Genomic DNA, 18,419 nt, shown 5'->3' with positions numbered 1-18,419 from the left:
GGGCGGTCTCCTTCTTCCGGGGCGTCAACTCGCGAACAGGGGCATGTCCCGCTGCCGATGCCGCTCGGCGAGCACGTCCTGCAGCGGGTCCGACATCGCGGCGAGACCGGTCACGGCCTCGGCGGCGACGCGATCGCACAGGTCGGCCAGCCGGACCGTGCACGCGGCGATCGCGGCGGGGTCCAGAGCCAGCAGACGCTGGGCCGCGGTGGCGGCGCCGGTGAGGGTCGTGTAGACGACCACACCGGCGATCTCCCGGGGCGGCACCGCGGCGGCCGCGCCGACCATTCCGAAGACCGTGGACAGATGCGGTGTCGTGGCGAGCGGCGACCAATCGTGCCGGGGCCACAGCTGTTTCGCCAGGCGCAACAGACCGCGGCCCTGGGCACGGGACGCGGCCCGCGCCGCGGGTGCGGGCGTGCGCGCGTCGGCTTCCGCTTCGGCCCGCGCCGGATCCAGTTCGCCCGCGCAGACCGCCGCGGCCAGCGACGCGGTGACCAGCCCCGAGGTCCGGATGCGGCGGCGCAGATACAGCTCGACCGTCACGACGTCGCGAACCAAGCCGGACGCGACGGCTTCTTCCACACCGCCGGAGTGCACGTGGCCGCCGATCGGCAACCGTGAGTCGGCGAGCGCGAGCACCATCGTGAGACCGGACGCGGCCGGACCGATCGCAGCGGGTTCGCGCATCCGTCGATCCTATGTCCCGGCGTGTCGGATGGATGTCCCGGTCGTTTCGCGGAGGTTCCGGTCCGCGCCGGACATGTCCCGCACGAGCCGCGGCAGGTCTTGGCGGCCGAGGTAGGCGGCGATGCTCAGCTCACCCTCGGCGCGCAGGACCGGGAAATCGCTGTAGAGGTCGAGGGTGGGCGCGTCGCCTAGGGTCATCGTCCAGTATGCCGAGCTGAGCCAGCAGTGCCCGCCGATCGCGATGGTGGACTGGGTGGCCAGCGTCGCGCGCGGTGCGGCGAGTCCGTGCGCCCTGGCGCGAGCGGCGGCGATGAATTCCTCCCTCATGACGCACCGGCTCGTCGTGGGCGTGACCACTCACGAGCGGTATTCGGCTCGTGGGAGGCGCGCCGGTGCGCGACTCGAGCATTTCTACTCACGCACCTGGCGGCGATCATGTGTTCGAATGTTGCGGGCGCACAGAATTCTTCACCAGGGCTACGCCCGGTGCATCTACCGAGGGGGCGAGGTGTCGACGCCGGACACGCGAGTATCTGCCGCACAGTGGATCGCGCGCGCGATCGCGATCGTGGTGCTGGTTCCGATCCGTCTGCTGTGGGAGGGCGTTCTGCTTCTGTGCCGCGCCACGGCGGCGGCGCTCGGGTACATCGCGCGACATCTGCTGGTCCCGGCGGCCGAGCTGATCCGGCACTGGGTGCTGCGGCCCGCGTGGATCGTCGTGAAGGATTTCCTGTGGGGCTGGGTGGTGCAGCATCTGCTGTGGGGCTCGGTGCTCACGCCGCTGCTGTCGCTCCTGCTGGAACACCTGTTGCGACCACTGCGGCGTGCGGTGGAGATCTTCCTGTGGCGCAAAGTGATTCGTCCCGCTGGGGCCTGGTTGCTGCGCTGGGTCGTGTATCCGATCGCGTATGCCATCGCCTGGGTCTGCCACCAGACCGTCAAGTGGCTGATCGTCTGGCCCCTGTCGCAATTGTGGCGTTGGGTGCTGCACCCGCTCTGGAAAGCGGTGCGCGTGACCGCGCGCTACGGGTGGCGTGTGGCCACGCTCATCGTGGGTGTGCTCGTGGTGCTGCCGTGCCGCGCGCTGTACCGCTACGTGCTGCGCCCGGTGTTCGCCGCCTTCGCCGTCGTCTGGCTCGCTGTGGTGGTGCGCCCGGTCCGCTGGGTGCACGGCACGATCGTCCGGCCGATGAACCGCTGGGCGGCCGAGATCATGACTTCCGTCTTCGGCCACTGATCCCGGCCGCACAACTCAGCGCGAACGTGGAGCGGCGAAGCGGGCGATCAGCGCCATCGCCGTGAGCACCGTCGCGCCGACGGCCACCGCGACGTGCATGCCGTCGACGAAGGATCCGCGCGCCGCCTCGATCAGCGCCGCGTTCCCGCCGGCCTGCTGGATGGTCTCGCCGAGCGTCGCCGCGTAGTCGCCCCCGGACCGGAAGATGAGCGCCGCGAGCGAACCGAGCAGCGCGAGACCCAGCGCGTTGCCGAGTTCGAAGCTGGTTTCCGAGATACCTACCGCCGACCCGGCCCGCTCCGGCGGCACCGAGGACACCGAGACCTCCGACACCAGCGTGAAGGCCAGACCGTAGCCGATTCCGGCGATCGTGGAACCGGCGAGGTACCAGCCGAGTCCGTCGTGCGCGCCGACACCGAGCAGCATCAGGTTGCCCGCCGCGGAGGCGAGCAAGGCAAACACGAAGGTCGCGCGGGCGCCGAAGCGATGCCCGACCCGGGCGCCGCCCACCGAGCAGACGAAGACCGCGATCGCCATGGGGATGCCGAGCAGCGCCGCCGCCAGCGGCGTGCGCCCGGTCACCGATTGCAGATAGACGCTGGTCAGATAGCTGAGGCCGGCCAGCGACATCATGCCGGTCAGGCTGGCGCCGATCGCCACCGAGAACTGGGGCCTGGCGAACAGCCGCAGATCGAGCAGGGGCTCACGCAGCTGTCGCTGCCTGCGCACGAAAACGGTCAGGATCACCGCGCCGACCAGCGCGACGACGATCGCGTGCGCATCGATGCCCTTGGTGGCGGCGTGTTTGATCCCGTACACCACCGGCAGGATGCCGCCGATCGACAGGACGACACTCGGCAGATCCAGCGGTCCCCGCACTCCCGCCCGATGCTCCGGCAGCACGAACGGGCCGAACGCGAGCAGGACCAGCAGCACCGGGATGTTGATGAGGAACACCGAACCCCACCAGAACTGGTGCAGCAGCACGCCACCGATGATCGGTCCGACAGCAGAGCCGCCCGCGAAGAACGCCGTCCAGACGCCGATCGCGGCCGCTCGCTCCCGCGCGTCCGGGAACAGGCTCGAGATCAGCGCCAGGCTGGACGGCAGCAACGTCGCGCCGCCGATGCCCATCAGCGCCCGCGCGGCGATCAGCACGCCCGCGCTGGGCGCGAACGCCGCGATCACCGACGCGATGCCGAAGACCACGGCGCCGGTCAGCAAGATGTTGCGCCGCCCGATCCGGTCGCCGAGATTGCCCATGGTGATCAGCAGGCCCGCGATCAGGAAGCCGTAGATGTCCAGAATCCACAGTTGCTGGTCCGCGGACGGATCCAGATCGAGGGTCAGTGTCGGCAGCGCGAGGAACAGCACCGAGATGTCCATCGAAACCAGCAGCACCGGCAGCAGCAGGACCGCCAAGCCCAGCCACGCCCGCCGCGAGCCCGTCGTGGCCGGCTCGGTCCGGACCGGCTGCACGTCTGTCATCACCGAACATCCTCTCCATGACGCGTACGTCGTACGCATGATCCCGGGTACAGTGTACGCATGCTGCACCGCGCCGCCATCATCGACACCGCGATCGAGCTCGCCGACACCGAAGGCTTGGACGCGCTGTCCATGCGGCGCATCGCCGATCGGCTCGGGGTGGGAGCCATGTCGCTATATCGCCACGTCGCGAACAAAGACGAACTGCTCGCGCTGATGACCGACGAAGTGGCCCGGCGCAACCCGTACCCCTCCCCCGAGGGACAGCGGTGGACCTGGCGCGACCGGGTCCGCATCGCCGCCGAGGTCGACTGGGCCCTGTACCGGCAACATCCGTGGGTGCTGCTCACCTTCGCCACTCCGCGCTACAGCTTCGGGCCGCAGAGCTTGGCCTGCCTGGCCTGGTTGGTCGACGGGTTCCTGGAACTCGGCGTGTCCACCCGCGAGGCGACCGGCATGTCCTTCACCGTCTGGAACTACATCTCCGGCGCGACGCTGCCCGAGATCAGCGCCGAGCTGATGGCGCGCAAAGGCATGGATCCCGCGGGCGACAACGGGCTGCGGACGCTGCTGCACGGCACAGCAGAGGGACCGGTCCCCTCCGCGTTGGCCGATCTCGCCGGCAGCGGTGTACGCGATCTGACCCAGGAGGAGCTGCTCTACGACGGGCTCGACGCGCTCTGCGACGGCTTCCAGGCCAGGGCGGCCCGGCGCGACCGGTTGACCTCAACCTAACTTGATGCTGGAGGCTGACCGGCGACGCCAACGAACAGGAGCCACCGTGCACGCCATCCGCCTCCACGCTTTCGGCCCGGCCGAGAACCTGCGCTACGAAATCGTTCCCGATCCGGTGCCTGGCCCCGGCGAAGTCCGCATCGCGGTGGCGGCGGCCGGTGTGCACCTGGTCGATACCGCCCTGCGCAAGGGCGAGCCCGGGCCGTTTCCCTTGCCGCAGTTGCCGACCATCCCCGGGCGCGAAGTCGCGGGCACCGTGGACCGCGTGGGCGCCGATGTGGATGCGGGCCTGCTGGGCGCGCAGGTGGTGGCCCATCTCGGCCCGGTGCCCGGCGGTTACGCCGAATTCGCCGTGACGGACGCGGCCCGGCTGCACGAGATTCCGGCGAACCTCGATGCGGCGGAGGCGGTGGCGATGATCGGCACCGGGCGAACGACCATGGGCATCCTGCAGTTCACCGAACTGAAGCCCGGCAGCGTCGTCCTGGTGACGGCCGCGGCGGGCGGCATCGGCACGCTGCTGGTGCAATTCGCGAAGAATGCCGGAGCCACGGTGATCGGGTTGGCCGGTGGCCCCGCGAAGGTCGATCAGGTGCGACACAATGGCGCCGACCTGGCGGTCGACTATCTGTTGCCGGATTGGCCGGACCGGGTCCGCGTTCGAATCGGCGACCGCGGGGCGCACGTGCTGTTCGACTCGGTGGGCGGCGCGGTCGCCCGCGCCGGAATCGATCTGCTCGCACCGGGCGGCCAACATCTGGTCTATGGCTGGTCCGGCACATCGAACGACGAAGGGCCGGTCCGGCTCTCCGCCGCAGAACTCACCGAACGGGGTATCACCTCCGAGACGGTGATCGGTCCGCCGATGCTGGCGCGCGCGGGCGGCGATCTGCGCGTCCTGGAGAACCTCGCCATGGCCGAGGCGATCGCCGGACGGCTGCGACCCGGCATCCAGCGCTTCGCGCTCGCCGACGCGGCCGTCGCGCACCGCGCGCTGGAAACGCGCGGGACGACCGGCAAAGTGGTGCTGGAGCCCTGACTCACTCCACGTTGTCGCCGTTCACCACGGCATAGGCGAAGCCGTCCCAGCCCTTCGCACCGACGGTCTGCACCACGGTCGCGTCCAGGCTCGGTTCGGCGGTGAGCAATTCGACGAGTTCGCGACTGGCCTGCGCGTTCGGGTCCTCGGACCGCTCGTCGGCGATCGTGCCGCCGCGCACGACGTTGTCGACGATGATCACCGAGCCCGGCCGGGTCAGCCGCAGCGCCCACAGTACGTAATTCGCGTTGTTCACCTTGTCGGCGTCGATGAAGACCAAGTCGAACGGTTCCGGATCCTCCTGCGTGAGCACGGGCAGGCTGTCCAGCGCGGCGCCGACCCGGATCTCCACTCGGTCGCCGACGCCAGCACGGTCCAGATTCGCCCGCGCCACCTCGGCGTGCCGGGCGGCGAACTCGAGCGTGACCACCCGCCCCTTGGGGCCGACCGCGCGGGCCAGCCAGATCGTGCTGTATCCGCCGAGCGTGCCGATCTCCAGCACGCGTCGCGCTCCGACCGTCCTGGCCAGCAGATGGAGAAACTTCCCCTGCGGCGGTGACACGTCGATCGCGGGCAGGCCGGCCGCCTTGTTCGCCTCCAGCGCCGCGTCGGAATCGGGATCCGCCACCAGTGTCTCCACCAGGTAGCTGTCCACATCGGCCCATCCAGATGTCGTCATACCTCGCAGTCTGCCACCCGATTCCACCCGCGGGCACGCCTCCGGCGAGTAGCGTTCGGCACGGAGAGACGTACATGTTTCGTGAGCGCGCCGACGAATGGACGGACAGAAACGACATGACGAATCTTGCGCGGGCCACAGCGGTCACCGCCTGTCTGATCGCCCTGGGCGCCGCCTCCCCCGCCGCGGCCGATCCCATCGGCGGGGCCGAATACGTCGCCGTGGGCGATTCCGGGGCGGCCACCACGGGCGTGCGGAACTTCGACATCTCGGCCCCGTTCCGATGCCTTCGCTCGACCGCGAACACACCGCAACTGGTCGCCCGGGACTTGGGCCTGCGGATCGACGACCGCACCTGCAACTCCGCCCTCATCGCGGACCTCACCGCCCCGCAGCAGCCGGGCATTCCGCCCCAGTTCGATCCGCTCGGCCCCGCCACCAGGTTGGTCACCGTGCACATCGGCGCCAACGACGCGTTGATGGCCGAACACATCGTCGCCTGCCACGTCTACGGCCTCTCCGGGGCCGGTACCTGCGCCGGTCCGGACTGGGACGTCGACATCGATGCGATCGCGGCGCCTTACGCGGCCGCATTGCAACAGATCTCGGCCCGGGCGCCGCACGCGCTGATCGTCGTCGACGGCTGGCCGCGCTATGTGCGCGACGGCGGCTGCCCGGCGCTGGTCGGTCTCCGCCCGTCCGACGCCGCGCCCATCCAAGCCGCCTTCGATCATCTCAATTCCGTGGTGTCCCGCGTCGCCACCGCGCACGGCGCGATCTACGTGGACACCAGCGCCGCATCGGAGGGCCGCGACGCGTGCGCGCCCGTCGGCGTCCGCTGGATGGAGCCCGTCCTCGCCACCGAGACGCTGCTGCCCTACCACCTCAACCCGCAGGGCATGCGCGGCATCGCCGATGTCGTCGTCCCGGCGATCCGCGCCGCCGGACTGCCCGGCTGAGTGATCCGGCCGCACCGACGCGACCGCCCCGAACTCGGGCGGAGTCCGGGGCGGCGCCCGGCGCGAGGTTATTTCGTGAAGTTCTCCGGCGGCTGCCAAGGACGGCCGTGCGGGTCGTCCGGGCGCTGGGCCGGAGGTTGCTGCGGCGGCTGCTGCTGAGCCGGGAAAGCCTCCTGCGGAGGGATGACCGGCTGGTGCGGCGAAGGTTCGAACGCCGGCGGGGGCGGTGTCGGGGTCAGCCCCTCGACCGGGGTCCGCGCCGTGGCCTCGGCGGCGCGCACGGCGCGCTCGATGGTCGGGTCGGGCGCGGTGTCGAACCAGTCCGCGACATCGGAGTCGTCCTCGGGCTTTGCTTCCGCGCCGTCGGAGGCGGGCGGCTCGTACCGGAACACACCGTCCTCGCCCTGCGTGCCGAAGCTCTTCGCGAACCCCTCCAGCGCCTTGCCGAAATCGCTCGGCACCAGCCACACCTTGTTGGCGTCACCGCGCGCGACCATGGGCAGCGTTTGCATGTACTGGTAGGCAAGCAATTCCGGCGTCGGCTTGCCGGATTTGATGGCGGCGAAGACCTTTTCGATGGCCTTGGCCTGGCCTTGCGCCTGCAGGTAGGAGGCGGCGCGCTCACCTTGTGCCCGCAGGATACGGCTCTGCCGTTCGCCTTCGGCCGACAGGATCGCCGACTGCTTGGCGCCCTCGGCGGACAGGATCTGCGCCTGCTTCGAGCCCTCGGCCGTCTTGATCTGCGATTCGCGCTGTCCCTCCGCGGTGAGGATCATGGCGCGCTTCTCGCGATCGGCCTTCATCTGCTTCTCCATCGACTCCTGGATCGACGGCGGCGGATCGATGCTCTTCAGCTCGACCCGCGCGACGCGCAGTCCCCAGCGCCCGGTCGCCTCGTCCAGCACGCCGCGCAGCTGGCCGTTGATCGAGTCGCGTGAGGTGAGAGTCTGTTCGAGCGTCATGCCGCCGACGACGTTACGCAGTGTGGTGACGGTCAACTGCTCGACAGCGGCGATGTAGTTGCTGATCTCGTACACCGCCGCCTGCGGGCTGGTCACCTGGAAATAGACCACCGTGTCGATGTGCAGGGTGAGGTTGTCCTCGGTGATCACCGGCTGCGGCGGGAACGACACCACCCGCTCCCGCAGATCCACCTTGGCGCGGACGCGGTCGGCGAACGGCACGAGGAACGTGAGTTGGCCGGAAACCGTCCGCGAATACCGCCCGAGCCGCTCGATCACCGCGGCCTCGGCCTGCGGCACCAGCGCGATCGACTTGAAGACCACCACCACGACCAGCAAGATGAGGACGGCGGCAACGATCAGTACAGCCATCAAGGCCCCTTCCAGACGACGGCGGTCGCGCCGTCGATCTTCATGACATAAACGGTCGTACCCGGTTCATAGACTTCGGTCGTGTCCATCGGCCGCGCGGTCCACACCTCGCCATTCAGTTTCACCTGGCCGGAGTGCGCCGCCACCTGCTCGAGCACCAGAGCGGTCTTGCCCGGCAGGGCGTCCACGTTCGTCGGCGTGGGCGGAGGAGTTCCGTAGCGACGCCGGATGATCGGGCGCACACCGAGCAGCAGCACCGCCGAGATCACCGCGAAGACGACGGCGTCGGCCACGACGGAGGTATCCGCCGCCGCGCTGACACCCGCGGTGCCCAGCGCGGCGACACCGAGCATCAGCAAGGTGAGGTCGCCGGTGAGCATCTCCGCCGCCGCGAGCAGAATGCCCGCGACCAGCCAAAAAATTGCGGCCACACGACCACTGTAGTGCGCGGATCATGATCTCGGGCGCATCATCGACGAGTACTCCCGATGAATTCCACGCGTGGACGCGCGGTGCCCCTGGTCCGCCGAAAGCCACAGCGGCGGTGCTAGCTTCAGGCAGGTGAGCGGGCGTGACAGGTATGGCGACATCTTCTCCGGGCATCCTCGATCGAAGAAAAGGGCGGTGCCGACGGTCACCGCGGAACGCGACCTGGTGGTCGAGGATGCCGCCACCGGATTCTGCGGCGCGGTGGTCGGATTCGATCGCAGCTACGACGGCGAGTTCGTGAAGCTGGAGGACGCTCGCGGCACGGTGCGCCTGTTCGCGCTGCGCGAGGCGGCGTTCCTCATCGACGGCGAGCCGGTGACGCTGGTGCGGCCGCGGGCCGCCGCGCCGCAGACGCCGAACCGCTCGGCCTCCGGCTCCACCAGGGTGGAGGGCCTGCGCGCCCGGGTCGCCCGTGGCAGCCGGATCTGGGTGGAGGGCGTGCACGACGCCGCGCTGGTCGAGCGGGTGTGGGGCCACGATCTGCGCGTCGAGGGCGTCGTCGTCGAGCAGTTGGAAGGCTTGGACAATCTTGCCGCTCGGCTGGCGGACTTCCGGCCGGGCCCGGGCAGGCGGGTCGGCGTGCTGGTCGACCACCTGGTGACCGGATCGAAGGAGACCCAGCTGACCACCGGCCTCGGGCCACATGTCCTGGTGACCGGGCACCCGTTCGTCGACGTCTGGCAAGCCGTGCGCCCGGCCACCCTCGGCATCGCGGAGTGGCCGCGGGTGCCGCGCGACGAGGACTGGAAGACCGGCGTCTGCCGACGCCTGCGCTGGGGCTCCCCGCAGGACGGCTGGCGGAAGGTGTACGAGGCGGTGTCCTCCTTCCGCGACCTGGAGACGCCACTCATCGGCGCGGTCGAGCGACTCATAGATTTCGTCACCGAGCCGGACTAGCGACGGCGGAGGATGAGCGCTCCGCTCCGATGCCGGACGGTATCCGCACGGACTCGCTCGGCGCGGGCAGCGCGGCGCCCGCGGTTTCCGTGCTGCTCACCAATGCCCTTGCGTATGGATGCCCACCGGTAGCGCCCACCCTTTATGCTCGATAATTATGTGCTCTCCAAGTGCGACGCTGACGGTGTGGGCGAGCTCCTGGCTGGCCGGCTGCAGTGCGCCCGACGACGTTTTGGCCGCCTTGCACGCGTGGGCGCCGAAGCACACCATCGCGGCTGGTGATCCGCTCACCGGCGGCCGCACCGACCTACCCTGGTCCGCCCACGGCAACCTGCCGGGGAGCGGAGTCATGGCACTGCTCAAGGTGATTCGCGAGACGATGGCGCAACCCGGCGCGCAACTGCGGTTGGTGCTCCCGGTCCCAGGAGACATCCGCGGCGTCCCCGCGGGCACGGCGTTCGCCGCCGACTCGATCGAGGCGGGCGAGGGCATGCTGATCGGCGTACCCGGCACCGAGGGCACCGGCCTCATCCCGCGCTGGGCCGAGGACGACACGCTGCAATGGACCGTCTACAGTGCGCCCATCCCCTCGGCGCCCGGCCCCGACATGTCCCTCGGCGAAGCCGAATACGCGATGCGCGAAGCGGTTCGCGATGCCGCCGACGCGCTGATGAAGCTGCACACCACATCGCTGGGCGCGCCCGACTCCGATCCCCGCGAGCTCATCGAAGCCGAACTGGCCGACTATTCGCGGCACGACTATCCCGAGTCGATTTCATTGCGCGCCAGGCGCATTCTCGACACCGCCGATCATGTCGCGGCCATCCTCACGGTGGCGCAGCGGGAGCCCGCTTCCGCGCCCACCTCCGCCAGCGCGATCGGTGCGCAGGAATCGCTGCTGCGGCCGCTGTGGGACGCGATCCGCGCCGCGCGCCTGGTCGCCGTGCACGCCTCCGCGCGCGGAAGCCGCTGACATCATGCCGGGGCGGTGTGAGATGCGTTTTTCCCATCGTTGCCGCATGGCCGCCGTCACCATCGCGACTGTTCTGTTCGGTCTCACTCTGCACGCCCCGGCCTCGGCGATCGTGGGCGGCGCCGACGCGACGACATCGGAGTATCCGTGGCTGGCGGCCATCGGCACGCCGTTGTTACTCACCCGCGCCTCCGGGCAGTTCTGCGGCGGCGCGCTCGTCGCACCGGACCAGGTGATCACGACGGCGCACTGCGTGGCCCTGGCACAGACGCTGACCCAAACGCTCACCGTCACCTTCGGCCGTGACGACCTTCGCGGAAGCGACGGAAAAACCGTGCATGTCAAGAACATTCGCATGCATCCGGGTTTCCTGGCAACCGTTCTGGACATGACGACCGCGTATCGCAACGACGTGGCGATCCTCACCCTGGACGAGCCGCAGCCCGGTCCGACGATCACCGTCGCCCCGCCCACTTCGGGCAACGCGACCATCCTGGGCTGGGGCGCGACCTCCGAAACCGACGAGACCAACACCCGGTTGCGCGCGGCGAACGTCCCACTGGCCGCCGATGGTGAGTGCGCCACCGCCTATGGTCCGGCCTTCGATCCGTACACCATGCTCTGCGCGGGCACTCCCACCGCGGACACCGCCCAGTACGACAGCGGCGGCCCGATTCTCGTCGACGGGCGACTTGCCGGTCTCACATCCTGGGGCGTAGGCGCGGCCCGCCCTGGCTTCCCCACTGTCTACACCCGCCTGACCAGCCCGGGCTTCTGAGTCACAGGCACGGCGAGTTTCACTGCTGCGGCGGGTACGGCGGCTGCTGCGGCGGGTACTGGTGCTGCGGCGGATATTGCTGATACTGCTGTTGCCCCTGCGGCGGATAGGGCTGTTGGTACTGCGGCGCCGGATACTGAGGTTGTCCCTGCAAATTCTGCTGCGGAAGATACTGCTGGGGGTACTGCTGCTGCGGATATTGCTGAGGCTGGTTCGATTGATTCGACTTGTTCCGCTTGCTCAGCCAGATCACGAGCCCGATGACCACGGCGACGACCCCGATGCACAGCAGCAGACCTCCGATCGAGAAACCACCGCCGCCACCGCTGCGACCACGGCGCCTGGCCTCGGTGACGTCGAGCGCCACGGTCCATACGTTCGTGTCGGACCAGGCGTGCGGATCGAGCACGGCGGCATTGGTCAGCATGTCGGCATAGGTCATCTAGAGGTACCCCCCAGAAAGTCGGATTCGGCGATCGGTCGCAGGCGATGCTATCCGCGACCGCTCCTCCTCAATTCCCAGCAGTGGGACGGCGCGTGACCGCACAGCAGCCGACGGCGCACGGCGCGCCGTCGCGCGTGCAGCCGTAGCCGGGCACCGCGCCGAGCCGCCGGGGTTCGGCTCCGCGCAACTGCTCGGACACCAGTTCGACGACCAGCTTCGCGAAACGCGGATCGCTTCCCGGCGTCGCGGCCCGCGCGAAGCCCATACCGAGTTCGGCGGCTTTCCGCGCGGCCTCGTTGTCCAGATCCCAGATGACTTCGAGATGGTCGGAGACGAAGCCCACCGGACAGACGACCACGGCCTCGACCCCCTTGGCCGCGAGATCGTCCAGGTGGTCGACGATGTCCGGTTCCAGCCACGGCACCTGCGGCGGACCCGAACGCGACTGCCAGACGAGGTCGTAATCGGTGAAACCGGTTGCCGCGGCGCACAATCGGGCCGCGTCGGCGACCTGACGACTGTACAGCCGACCGCCGTCGGCAGGCGGACCCGCGGCGGCATCGGCCGACACCGGAATGGAATGCGCGGTGAACACCAGCCTTGCCGCGGCGCGCTGCCCGGCCGGGAGCCGATCGCGCGCCGCGCGAATGGCATCGGCGAACGTCTCGATCAACAGCGGGTGATCGAAGTACTGACGCAGCTTCAGCAGTTCCGGCGCGCCCGCACCGAAAGCCGCACGCGCCCGGGCGATGTCCTCGTGGTACTGCAGGCATCCGGAGTAGCCGCCCCACGCCGAAGTCGGGAAGACCAGTGCGGCGCCGACACCGTCGGCGGCCATCCGCCCGACGGTGTCCTCCACCATGGGATGCCAGTTCCGGTTACCGAAGTACACCGGCAGCTCGATACCCGCGGCGGCCAGTTCGGCCTCGACCGCCGTGATGATGTCGCGATTGAGCGCGTTGATCGGCGAGACACCGCCGAAGTGCAGATAGTGCTCGGCGACCGCTTCCAGGCGCTCACGCGGCACTCCCCTGCCCCGGGTGACGTTCTCCAGGAACGGCATCACGTCTTCGGGACGCTCCGGACCGCCGAAGGACAGCAGCAGCAGCGCGTCGGCGGTTCGAACCACGGTGTCTCCCATCCGATCGGCTCAGTTGATCGCCATGTTCTCCGGGAACCAGGTGTTGTGGCTGGCTCCGCCGTCGACGTAGATGATCGAACCGGTGGTGCCAGGCAGCCAGTCCGACAGCAGCGCCACGATCGACTTCGCCACCACCGTGGGGTCGTCGACGTCCCAGCCGATCGGCGAGGCGCCGTCCCAGTAGACGTTGAGCTGATTGAGCTTGGCGGCGTCGTCGGTCGCGGTGCCCGCGATCGCCTTGGCGGCCAGCGTCTTGATCGGCCCCGCGGCGATGAGGTTGGACCGGATCTTCTTCGCCGCGCCCACCTCGCGGGCGACATACCGGTTCACCGACTCCAGCGCGGCCTTCGCCACGCCCATCCAGTTGTAGAACGGCATCGCGGTGCGCGGATCGAAGTCCATGCCGACGATCGAGCCGCCCTCGTTCATCACGGGCAACACCGCGCGCGACAGCGACGCGTAGCTCCACGCCGAGATCTCGAACGCCTTGGCGGCATCCGGGCCCGGGCCGTCGAGGAACGGCCGAGCCTCCGGCCCCATGAGGGTGCGTGGCGCGAACGCGATCGAGTGCAGCACCCCGTCGATCCCCTGCGGAGCCAGTTCCCGCAGCTTGTCGGCCAGGCCTGCGAGATCCTCTTCGCTGGTCACGTCGAGCCCGATGGCCGGCGGGACCTCCTGGGGCAGGCGTTTGGCGATCCGGTCGATCAGCCGCAGCCGCTCCGGGATGCCGGTGATGAGCACCTTCGCGCCCTGCTCCTGCGCGACGGCCGCCGCGTGGAACGCGATCGACGAGTCGGTGATGATGCCCGTGACCAGGATGGTCTTGCCTTCGAGCAGTCCGCCCATGAGTTCTCGGTTCTCCTGAAATTCGAATGTGGGGTTGGCTGCGGGCGGCCTGGACCGGCCGCGCTACGCGTTCGGTGTGGTCAGTGGCCCATGCCCATGCCGCCATCGACCGGGATGACGGCGCCGGAGACGTAGGCGGAGTCCTCGGAAGCCAGGAAGCTGACCACGGCCGCGATGTCCTCCGGCTGGCCGAGCCGCTGCAAGGGGATGAACTTCTTGGCCATGTCGCGCACGTCCTCGGGCAGGTCGGCGGTCATGTCGGTCTCGATGAAACCCGGGGCGACGACATTCGCGGTGATCGAGCGCGAGCCGAGCTCGCGGGTGATCGAGCGGGCCAGACCGATCACACCGGCCTTGGAGGAGGCGTAGTTGATCTGACCGGCTTGGCCGCTCATGCCGACCACCGAGCCGAGGAAGATCATCCGGCCCCAGCGCGCGCGCAGCATGGCGCGGTTCGCGCGCTTGGCGCACCGGAACGCACCGGTCAGATTGGCGTCGAGCACCCGGGTGAACTGCTCCTCGTTCATCCGCATGAGCAGCGTGTCGTCGGTGATGCCCGCGTTGGCCACCAGCACCTCGACCGGACCCTGGTGCGCCTCCACCTCGGCGAAGGCGCCGTCCACCGATTCGCTGTCGGTCACATCGCATTTCACACCGAACAGGCCGTCCGGCACCCCCGAGCCACGATGCGTGACGGCCACCTTGTGACCGTCGGCAAGCAGACGCTGCGCGACCGCGAGTCCGATGCCGCGGTTTCCGCCGGTCACCAGGACCGACCGGGATGTGATGTTCGACATGGGGTTCAACCTACCTGGTCGAATCGGCAGGCAACGACCGGGCCGCCACGTTCGTCCGACCGCCATCCGAGCCCGGCCGCGTTCGTGAAACGCCACAATGACAGCGCGAAACGAAGCCCGATCACGCGGACCGGCCGGTGGTGTGCAGGACACCACCGGCCGGTCGGCATTCGATCGATGCGCCGCCTTTCACTCACCTTCGGCGAGCGACGCGAGAGGCGCTGCTCAGCAGCTGGGGCACCAAGTCACGGACAGCGCGTCGAACCCCAGATCCTCCACCTGCTTACCCGGCCCCACGTAACGGTACGGTTGTCCGCCGCCACAGTTGGAACCGGAGCTGAACAGCAACTCGACGTTCGTGTTGTTGATCACCGATCTGGTGCTCGGATCTCCCGCGGGTCCGCAGTAGTTCCGGAAGTTCTTGGTGTTGAGCGTGACCACCTTCGCCGTACCGGAAAAGCCGACACCGGAGTACTGACACAGACTGCCGGTTGGACAGCCTGCCGCTGAAGCTTCCGGAAGCGGAGCCACGACAAAGGCCAGCGCGGCGAACGCGATTGCGGTGACGATTGCAGAAATTCGCATGATTCCTCCCCAAATGGAGGGCGGCACTCCCTTACCGCCCGTCCTGGGCACGGTAACACACTTTCCCGGCTATGGCCCGTGTAATCGCCTGCGCGCCTTGCTGTTCGCAGCGCTAAGGCAAACGCTGGCGATACACCAGACCGATGACCACTCCCGCCGCGACGACCACCAGTCCGAGCAGCAGCCACGGACGACTGGCGTCGCCTCTGGTCAGCTCGTACCCGATCTGTTGCTCCAAGGTGTCGTACACCTTGGTCAACTCCTGCAACGACGACGCGGTGTAGAACTCCCCGCTGGACAGTCGCGCTATCTCGCGCATGGCGTCGTCGTCCACCTCGACGCGTACCTGGTCCTTGCTGCCGTCCTCCCGGGGGATCTCGACGACGCCCCAGCGAGTGCCGAAGGAAATGGTCGAGATGGGGACGTTCTTGCTCTTGGCGAGCCGGGCGGCGACGTACTCGTGCCGGGGGTTGTCGACGTCCTTGAAATCCGGAACGGTCTGCTTACCGTCCGACATCAGCACGATCCTGGCAGGCGGTGGCTCCTGGGCGCCGCCGAGCACCGTGGCGAGCGTCTCGATCGCCTGCAGCGCGGTGAGAATGCCTTCACCGGTAGCGGTGCGCTCGGCCAACCGCACATTGTCGATCGCGGCTTTGACCGATTCGTGGTTCGTCGTTGGCGAGACCATCACCGAAGCGGTGCCCGCGAAGGTGACGAAGCCGATGTTCACGCCCTCGGGCAGTCCGTCGACGAACTCCTTGCCCGCCTTCTTGGCGACCTGGATGCGGCTCGGGGCGACGTCGGTCGCCTCCATCGACAGCGACACGTCCATCACCAGCATGACGGTCGCGCGGTTGCGCGGCACCTTCTTGACCGCGGTCGGTCCGGCCGCGGCGACGGTGAGGAACACCAGGCCGACCAGCAGCAGCGCGACGGCCACATGCCGGAACGCGCTCGGCCGCGACGGAGCGACCTTCTCCAGCAGCGCCATGTTGGTGAACTTCAACATGTGCTTGCGCCGGTTGCGCTGCACCAGGACGTAGCCGAGCGCGATCAGCGCGATGACGACGAGGAATCCCAGCCAGATCTGTGCGGTGAAATGCGAAATACTCACTGGCGTGGCACCCGCCCGGTCGGGGCGCCGAAGCTGTGGCGCCGGGTGGACACGAACCGGACCACGTCGGCGATCCAGTCCCGATCGGTTCGCAAGGTGAGCACCGGAGCGCCACAGCTGCGCAGGGCCTGTTCGACCTGCTGCCGGTGGCGCTGCGCGGCAGCCGCGAAATCGGCGCGCAGCGTGGAGGTCACGCTGAACTCGCGGGTGCGCCCGGTCTCCGGGTCGTGCAGTACGACGTCGCCCATGTCGGGCAGGGAGAGGTCGCGCGGGTCGAGCACCTCGACCGCGAGCAGATCGTGCCTGGCCGAGATCGCGCGCAGCGAGCGCTGCCAATCGATGTCACCCAGGAAATCGCTGATGATCACCGCGAGTCCACGTTTGCGCTGCGGACGGCGCAGCGATTCGATGCCGCCGCGCAGGTCGCCTCGCACGCCGTCGCGCGCGTGCGGTGTGGTCGCGATGCCGCGCAGCAGCGACTGGGCGTGGACGCGCCCGCCGCGCGCCGGGATGCGGGTCAACCGTTCGCCGGTGGCGACGACCGCACCGATCCGGTTGCCGCCGCCACTGGTCAGATGGGTGATTGCGGCCGCGGCGGCGATGGCGAGATCACGCTTCTGGCAGGCGGCCGTGCCGAAGTCGAGGCTGGCCGACAGATCGACCACCATCCAGGTCTCCAGCTCCCGGTCGGCGATCATCTGCCGCACGTGCGGATGAGTGGTGCGGGCGGTGACCGACCAATCCATCTGGCGCACGTCGTCGCCCGGTTGGTAGGCGCGCGCCTCACCCGGCTCGGAGCCGGGACCGGGGATGAGACCGAGGTGATCGCCGTGCAGCACGCCGTCGAGCCTGCGGCGCACGGTGAGTTCGAGGGTCTTGAGCGCGACCGTGAGCCTGGGGTCGGTCAACTCCCCCGCGTGGAAGGACGGCGGTGCGTGGGACGGCGACGTCGGCACTGGCGCGACCCGATCCGATGCCGAGGTCACTTCGGCGGAACGGTGCCCGCGGGCTGCGACTGCTGCCCGTTGGGCGGCTGGGGCACGGCCTGCTGCGGCGACGGCGGCTGGGGAACCTGCTGCGGGGCGCCCTGCGGCGGCGCGGCGGGCACGCCGGGCGCGACGGCCTGCGGGGCGACCTGTGGCAGGCCGACGGTCTGCAGAACGCGCTTGATGACGTCCTCCGGGCTGATCTCGTCGGCGAGCGCGTCGTAGGACAGCACCAGGCGATGGCGCAACACGTCCGGGATCACTTCGACGACGTCCTGCGGCACCACGTAATCGCGGCCGCGGATGAGCGCGACGGCGCGGGCCGCGGCGATGATGCCGAGGCTGGCGCGCGGCGACGCGCCGTAGGAGATCCAGCTGGCCACGTCCTGCATGCCGAAATCGGCCGGTTTGCGGGTCGCCGCGATCACCCGGACCACGTAGTCGACCAGGGCGTGGTGCACGAAGGTGTTGGCCGCGACCTTCTGCAGACGGATCAAGTCCTCCGGCTCCAGGATCCGGCTCGCCTCCGGCGGGGTGACGCCCATCCGGTAGATGATCTCGCGCTCCTCCTCCACGGAGGGGTAGTCGACGACGACCTTGAACAAGAAGCGGTCGCGCTGCGCTTCGGGCAGCGGGTACACGCCCTCGCTCTCGATCGGGTTCTGCGTCGCCATGACCAGGAACGGGTCGGGCATCGGGTAGGTCTTGCCGCCGATCGACACGTGCCGCTCGGCCATCACCTCGAGCAGCGCCGACTGCACCTTGGCGGGCGCGCGGTTGATCTCGTCGGCGAGCACGAAGTTGGCGACGACCGGGCCGAGTTCGGTGTCGAACTCTTCGCGGCCCTGCCGGTAGATGCGAGTACCGATGAGGTCGGTGGGCACCAGGTCGGGCGTGAACTGCACGCGGGCGAACGAGCCGCCGACCACCCTGGCGAAGGTCTCCACGGCGAGGGTCTTCGCGATGCCGGGAACACCTTCGAGCAGAACGTGACCACGTGCGAGCACGCCCACGAGCAGTCGTTCGACCAGGCGATCCTGGCCCACGATCACCCGCTTGACCTCGTAGATCGCCTTCTCCAGGGTCTGGACGTCACGCTCGAGGGTGCTGGGCGTCGAGACCGGCGCATCCTTCGCCGAGTTCGCTCCGCTCACACCGTCCGTCGAAGTCACCAACATCCCCGCTTTCGCCTTGGTCCTGTGCGTGC

General features: G+C 69.1%; 21 protein-coding genes. 7 read left to right on the top strand and 14 right to left on the bottom strand.

Annotated elements, in window-relative coordinates:
* Positions 1 to 24: 24 nt before the first annotated feature.
* Together ACWESM_RS08130 and ACWESM_RS08125 are read right to left on the bottom strand one after the other, a co-directional pair.
* A complete protein-coding gene (locus ACWESM_RS08130; protein WP_364431140.1) occupies positions 25 to 690 on the bottom strand; it encodes an urease accessory protein UreF in 666 nt (221 codons plus the stop codon).
* A 9-nt stretch (positions 691 to 699) separates the two neighbouring features.
* Complete coding sequence (locus ACWESM_RS08125; protein WP_452491164.1) at positions 700 to 1,017, bottom strand: hypothetical protein; 318 nt, start codon at positions 1,015 to 1,017, stop codon at positions 700 to 702.
* Between the two features lie 181 nt (positions 1,018 to 1,198).
* On the opposite strand from ACWESM_RS08125, the gene ACWESM_RS08120 reads away from it, so the two are divergent.
* Positions 1,199 to 1,927, top strand: a complete 729-nt coding sequence (locus tag ACWESM_RS08120; RefSeq protein WP_452491163.1) for a hypothetical protein — start codon at positions 1,199 to 1,201, stop codon at positions 1,925 to 1,927.
* A gap of 15 nt (positions 1,928 to 1,942) precedes the next feature.
* On the opposite strand, the gene ACWESM_RS08115 is transcribed toward ACWESM_RS08120, so the two are convergent.
* Complete coding sequence (locus tag ACWESM_RS08115) at positions 1,943 to 3,415, bottom strand: MFS transporter (protein ID WP_452491162.1); 1,473 nt, start codon at positions 3,413 to 3,415, stop codon at positions 1,943 to 1,945.
* A gap of 60 nt (positions 3,416 to 3,475) precedes the next feature.
* Here ACWESM_RS08115 and ACWESM_RS08110 point away from each other — a divergent pair, with 60 nt between their 5' ends.
* A complete protein-coding gene (locus ACWESM_RS08110) occupies positions 3,476 to 4,150 on the top strand; it encodes a TetR/AcrR family transcriptional regulator (RefSeq protein ID WP_364431151.1) in 675 nt (224 codons plus the stop codon).
* Between the two features lie 46 nt (positions 4,151 to 4,196).
* Positions 4,197 to 5,189: a zinc-binding dehydrogenase gene (locus ACWESM_RS08105; RefSeq protein ID WP_452491161.1), complete on the top strand. Its 993-nt coding sequence runs from the start codon at positions 4,197 to 4,199 to the stop codon at positions 5,187 to 5,189.
* Position 5,190: 1 nt separating this feature from the next.
* Here ACWESM_RS08105 and ACWESM_RS08100 read toward each other — a convergent pair whose 3' ends face one another.
* Positions 5,191 to 5,868: an O-methyltransferase gene (locus ACWESM_RS08100; RefSeq protein ID WP_355070904.1), complete on the bottom strand. Its 678-nt coding sequence runs from the start codon at positions 5,866 to 5,868 to the stop codon at positions 5,191 to 5,193.
* A gap of 116 nt (positions 5,869 to 5,984) precedes the next feature.
* Between ACWESM_RS08100 and ACWESM_RS08095 the strand changes: the two genes are divergently transcribed.
* On the top strand, positions 5,985 to 6,827 hold the full coding sequence (locus ACWESM_RS08095) for an SGNH/GDSL hydrolase family protein (RefSeq protein WP_397281470.1): 843 nt from the start codon (positions 5,985 to 5,987) through the stop codon (positions 6,825 to 6,827).
* Positions 6,828 to 6,895: 68 nt separating this feature from the next.
* Here the strand turns inward: ACWESM_RS08095 and ACWESM_RS08090 are convergent, their stop codons facing one another.
* Both ACWESM_RS08090 and ACWESM_RS08085 read right to left on the bottom strand, forming a co-directional pair.
* On the bottom strand, positions 6,896 to 8,161 hold the full coding sequence (locus ACWESM_RS08090) for an SPFH domain-containing protein (RefSeq protein ID WP_364431162.1): 1,266 nt from the start codon (positions 8,159 to 8,161) through the stop codon (positions 6,896 to 6,898).
* Entirely contained in the window at positions 8,161 to 8,592 is a 432-nt protein-coding gene (locus ACWESM_RS08085) for an NfeD family protein (protein ID WP_355070898.1), read from the bottom strand. The genes ACWESM_RS08090 and ACWESM_RS08085 overlap by 1 nt, the downstream gene beginning before the upstream one ends.
* 130 nt (positions 8,593 to 8,722) lie before the next feature.
* On the opposite strand from ACWESM_RS08085, the gene ACWESM_RS08080 reads away from it, so the two are divergent.
* The 3 genes from ACWESM_RS08080 (at position 8,723) to ACWESM_RS08070 (ending at position 11,298) form a co-directional block, all read left to right on the top strand.
* On the top strand, positions 8,723 to 9,547 hold the full coding sequence (locus tag ACWESM_RS08080) for a DUF3097 domain-containing protein (RefSeq protein WP_355070896.1): 825 nt from the start codon (positions 8,723 to 8,725) through the stop codon (positions 9,545 to 9,547).
* A gap of 157 nt (positions 9,548 to 9,704) precedes the next feature.
* Positions 9,705 to 10,520 carry a hypothetical protein gene (locus ACWESM_RS08075; RefSeq protein ID WP_364431167.1) on the top strand — a complete coding sequence of 272 codons (816 nt, stop codon included), beginning with the start codon at positions 9,705 to 9,707 and terminating at the stop codon, positions 10,518 to 10,520.
* 46 nt (positions 10,521 to 10,566) lie between these two features.
* Positions 10,567 to 11,298, top strand: a complete 732-nt coding sequence (locus tag ACWESM_RS08070) for a S1 family peptidase (RefSeq protein WP_356961870.1) — start codon at positions 10,567 to 10,569, stop codon at positions 11,296 to 11,298.
* 19 nt (positions 11,299 to 11,317) lie between these two features.
* Here the strand turns inward: ACWESM_RS08070 and ACWESM_RS08065 are convergent, their stop codons facing one another.
* From ACWESM_RS08065 to ACWESM_RS08030, 8 genes are all read right to left on the bottom strand, one after another.
* Entirely contained in the window at positions 11,318 to 11,740 is a 423-nt protein-coding gene (locus ACWESM_RS08065) for a hypothetical protein (protein ID WP_355070891.1), read from the bottom strand.
* Positions 11,741 to 11,810: 70 nt separating this feature from the next.
* A complete protein-coding gene (locus tag ACWESM_RS08060; RefSeq protein ID WP_364431172.1) occupies positions 11,811 to 12,872 on the bottom strand; it encodes a ferrochelatase in 1,062 nt (353 codons plus the stop codon).
* Positions 12,873 to 12,893: 21 nt separating this feature from the next.
* A complete protein-coding gene (inhA, locus tag ACWESM_RS08055; RefSeq protein ID WP_355070887.1) occupies positions 12,894 to 13,730 on the bottom strand; it encodes an NADH-dependent enoyl-ACP reductase InhA in 837 nt (278 codons plus the stop codon).
* A gap of 80 nt (positions 13,731 to 13,810) precedes the next feature.
* The gene (gene fabG1 / locus ACWESM_RS08050) at positions 13,811 to 14,527 is read right to left on the bottom strand and encodes a 3-oxoacyl-ACP reductase FabG1 (protein WP_356961866.1); all 717 of its coding nucleotides are present in this window, start codon (positions 14,525 to 14,527) and stop codon (positions 13,811 to 13,813) included.
* A 225-nt stretch (positions 14,528 to 14,752) separates the two neighbouring features.
* On the bottom strand, positions 14,753 to 15,112 hold the full coding sequence (locus ACWESM_RS08045; RefSeq protein ID WP_355070883.1) for a peptidase inhibitor family I36 protein: 360 nt from the start codon (positions 15,110 to 15,112) through the stop codon (positions 14,753 to 14,755).
* A 112-nt stretch (positions 15,113 to 15,224) separates the two neighbouring features.
* The gene (locus tag ACWESM_RS08040; protein ID WP_355070881.1) at positions 15,225 to 16,226 is read right to left on the bottom strand and encodes a VWA domain-containing protein; all 1,002 of its coding nucleotides are present in this window, start codon (positions 16,224 to 16,226) and stop codon (positions 15,225 to 15,227) included.
* Entirely contained in the window at positions 16,223 to 17,182 is a 960-nt protein-coding gene (locus ACWESM_RS08035; RefSeq protein ID WP_355070879.1) for a DUF58 domain-containing protein, read from the bottom strand. The genes ACWESM_RS08040 and ACWESM_RS08035 overlap by 4 nt, the downstream gene beginning before the upstream one ends.
* Before the next feature lie 26 nt (positions 17,183 to 17,208).
* Positions 17,209 to 18,390 (bottom strand): AAA family ATPase, encoded by a 1,182-nt coding sequence (locus ACWESM_RS08030; RefSeq protein ID WP_355070877.1) that lies wholly within the window; start codon positions 18,388 to 18,390, stop codon positions 17,209 to 17,211.
* Between the last annotated feature and the right edge of the window lie 29 nt (positions 18,391 to 18,419).

Source organism: Nocardia sp. NPDC003999, assembly GCF_053604885.1.
The sequence above is the reverse complement of the archived record's forward strand: the minus strand, read 5'-3'. Positions and strand labels throughout refer to the sequence as shown.

Excerpts from the sequence above, each read along its gene's own strand:
- fabG1 (WP_356961866.1), bottom strand. The coding sequence starts at position 14,527 with ATGTCGAACATCACATCCCGGTCGGTCCTGGTGACCGGCGGAAACCGC.
- ACWESM_RS08065 (WP_355070891.1), bottom strand. The coding sequence starts at position 11,740 with ATGACCTATGCCGACATGCTGACCAATGCCGCCGTGCTCGATCCGCAC.
- ACWESM_RS08110 (WP_364431151.1), top strand. The coding sequence starts at position 3,476 with ATGCTGCACCGCGCCGCCATCATCGACACCGCGATCGAGCTCGCCGAC.
- ACWESM_RS08115 (WP_452491162.1), bottom strand. The coding sequence starts at position 3,415 with ATGACAGACGTGCAGCCGGTCCGGACCGAGCCGGCCACGACGGGCTCG.
- ACWESM_RS08100 (WP_355070904.1), bottom strand. The coding sequence starts at position 5,868 with ATGACGACATCTGGATGGGCCGATGTGGACAGCTACCTGGTGGAGACA.
- ACWESM_RS08090 (WP_364431162.1), bottom strand. The coding sequence starts at position 8,161 with ATGGCTGTACTGATCGTTGCCGCCGTCCTCATCTTGCTGGTCGTGGTG.
- ACWESM_RS08075 (WP_364431167.1), top strand. The coding sequence starts at position 9,705 with ATGTGCTCTCCAAGTGCGACGCTGACGGTGTGGGCGAGCTCCTGGCTG.
- inhA (WP_355070887.1), bottom strand. The coding sequence starts at position 13,730 with ATGGGCGGACTGCTCGAAGGCAAGACCATCCTGGTCACGGGCATCATC.
- ACWESM_RS08070 (WP_356961870.1), top strand. The coding sequence starts at position 10,567 with ATGGCCGCCGTCACCATCGCGACTGTTCTGTTCGGTCTCACTCTGCAC.
- ACWESM_RS08125 (WP_452491164.1), bottom strand. The coding sequence starts at position 1,017 with ATGAGGGAGGAATTCATCGCCGCCGCTCGCGCCAGGGCGCACGGACTC.
- ACWESM_RS08095 (WP_397281470.1), top strand. The coding sequence starts at position 5,985 with ATGACGAATCTTGCGCGGGCCACAGCGGTCACCGCCTGTCTGATCGCC.
- ACWESM_RS08045 (WP_355070883.1), bottom strand. The coding sequence starts at position 15,112 with ATGCGAATTTCTGCAATCGTCACCGCAATCGCGTTCGCCGCGCTGGCC.
- ACWESM_RS08030 (WP_355070877.1), bottom strand. The coding sequence starts at position 18,390 with ATGTTGGTGACTTCGACGGACGGTGTGAGCGGAGCGAACTCGGCGAAG.
- ACWESM_RS08130 (WP_364431140.1), bottom strand. The coding sequence starts at position 690 with ATGCGCGAACCCGCTGCGATCGGTCCGGCCGCGTCCGGTCTCACGATG.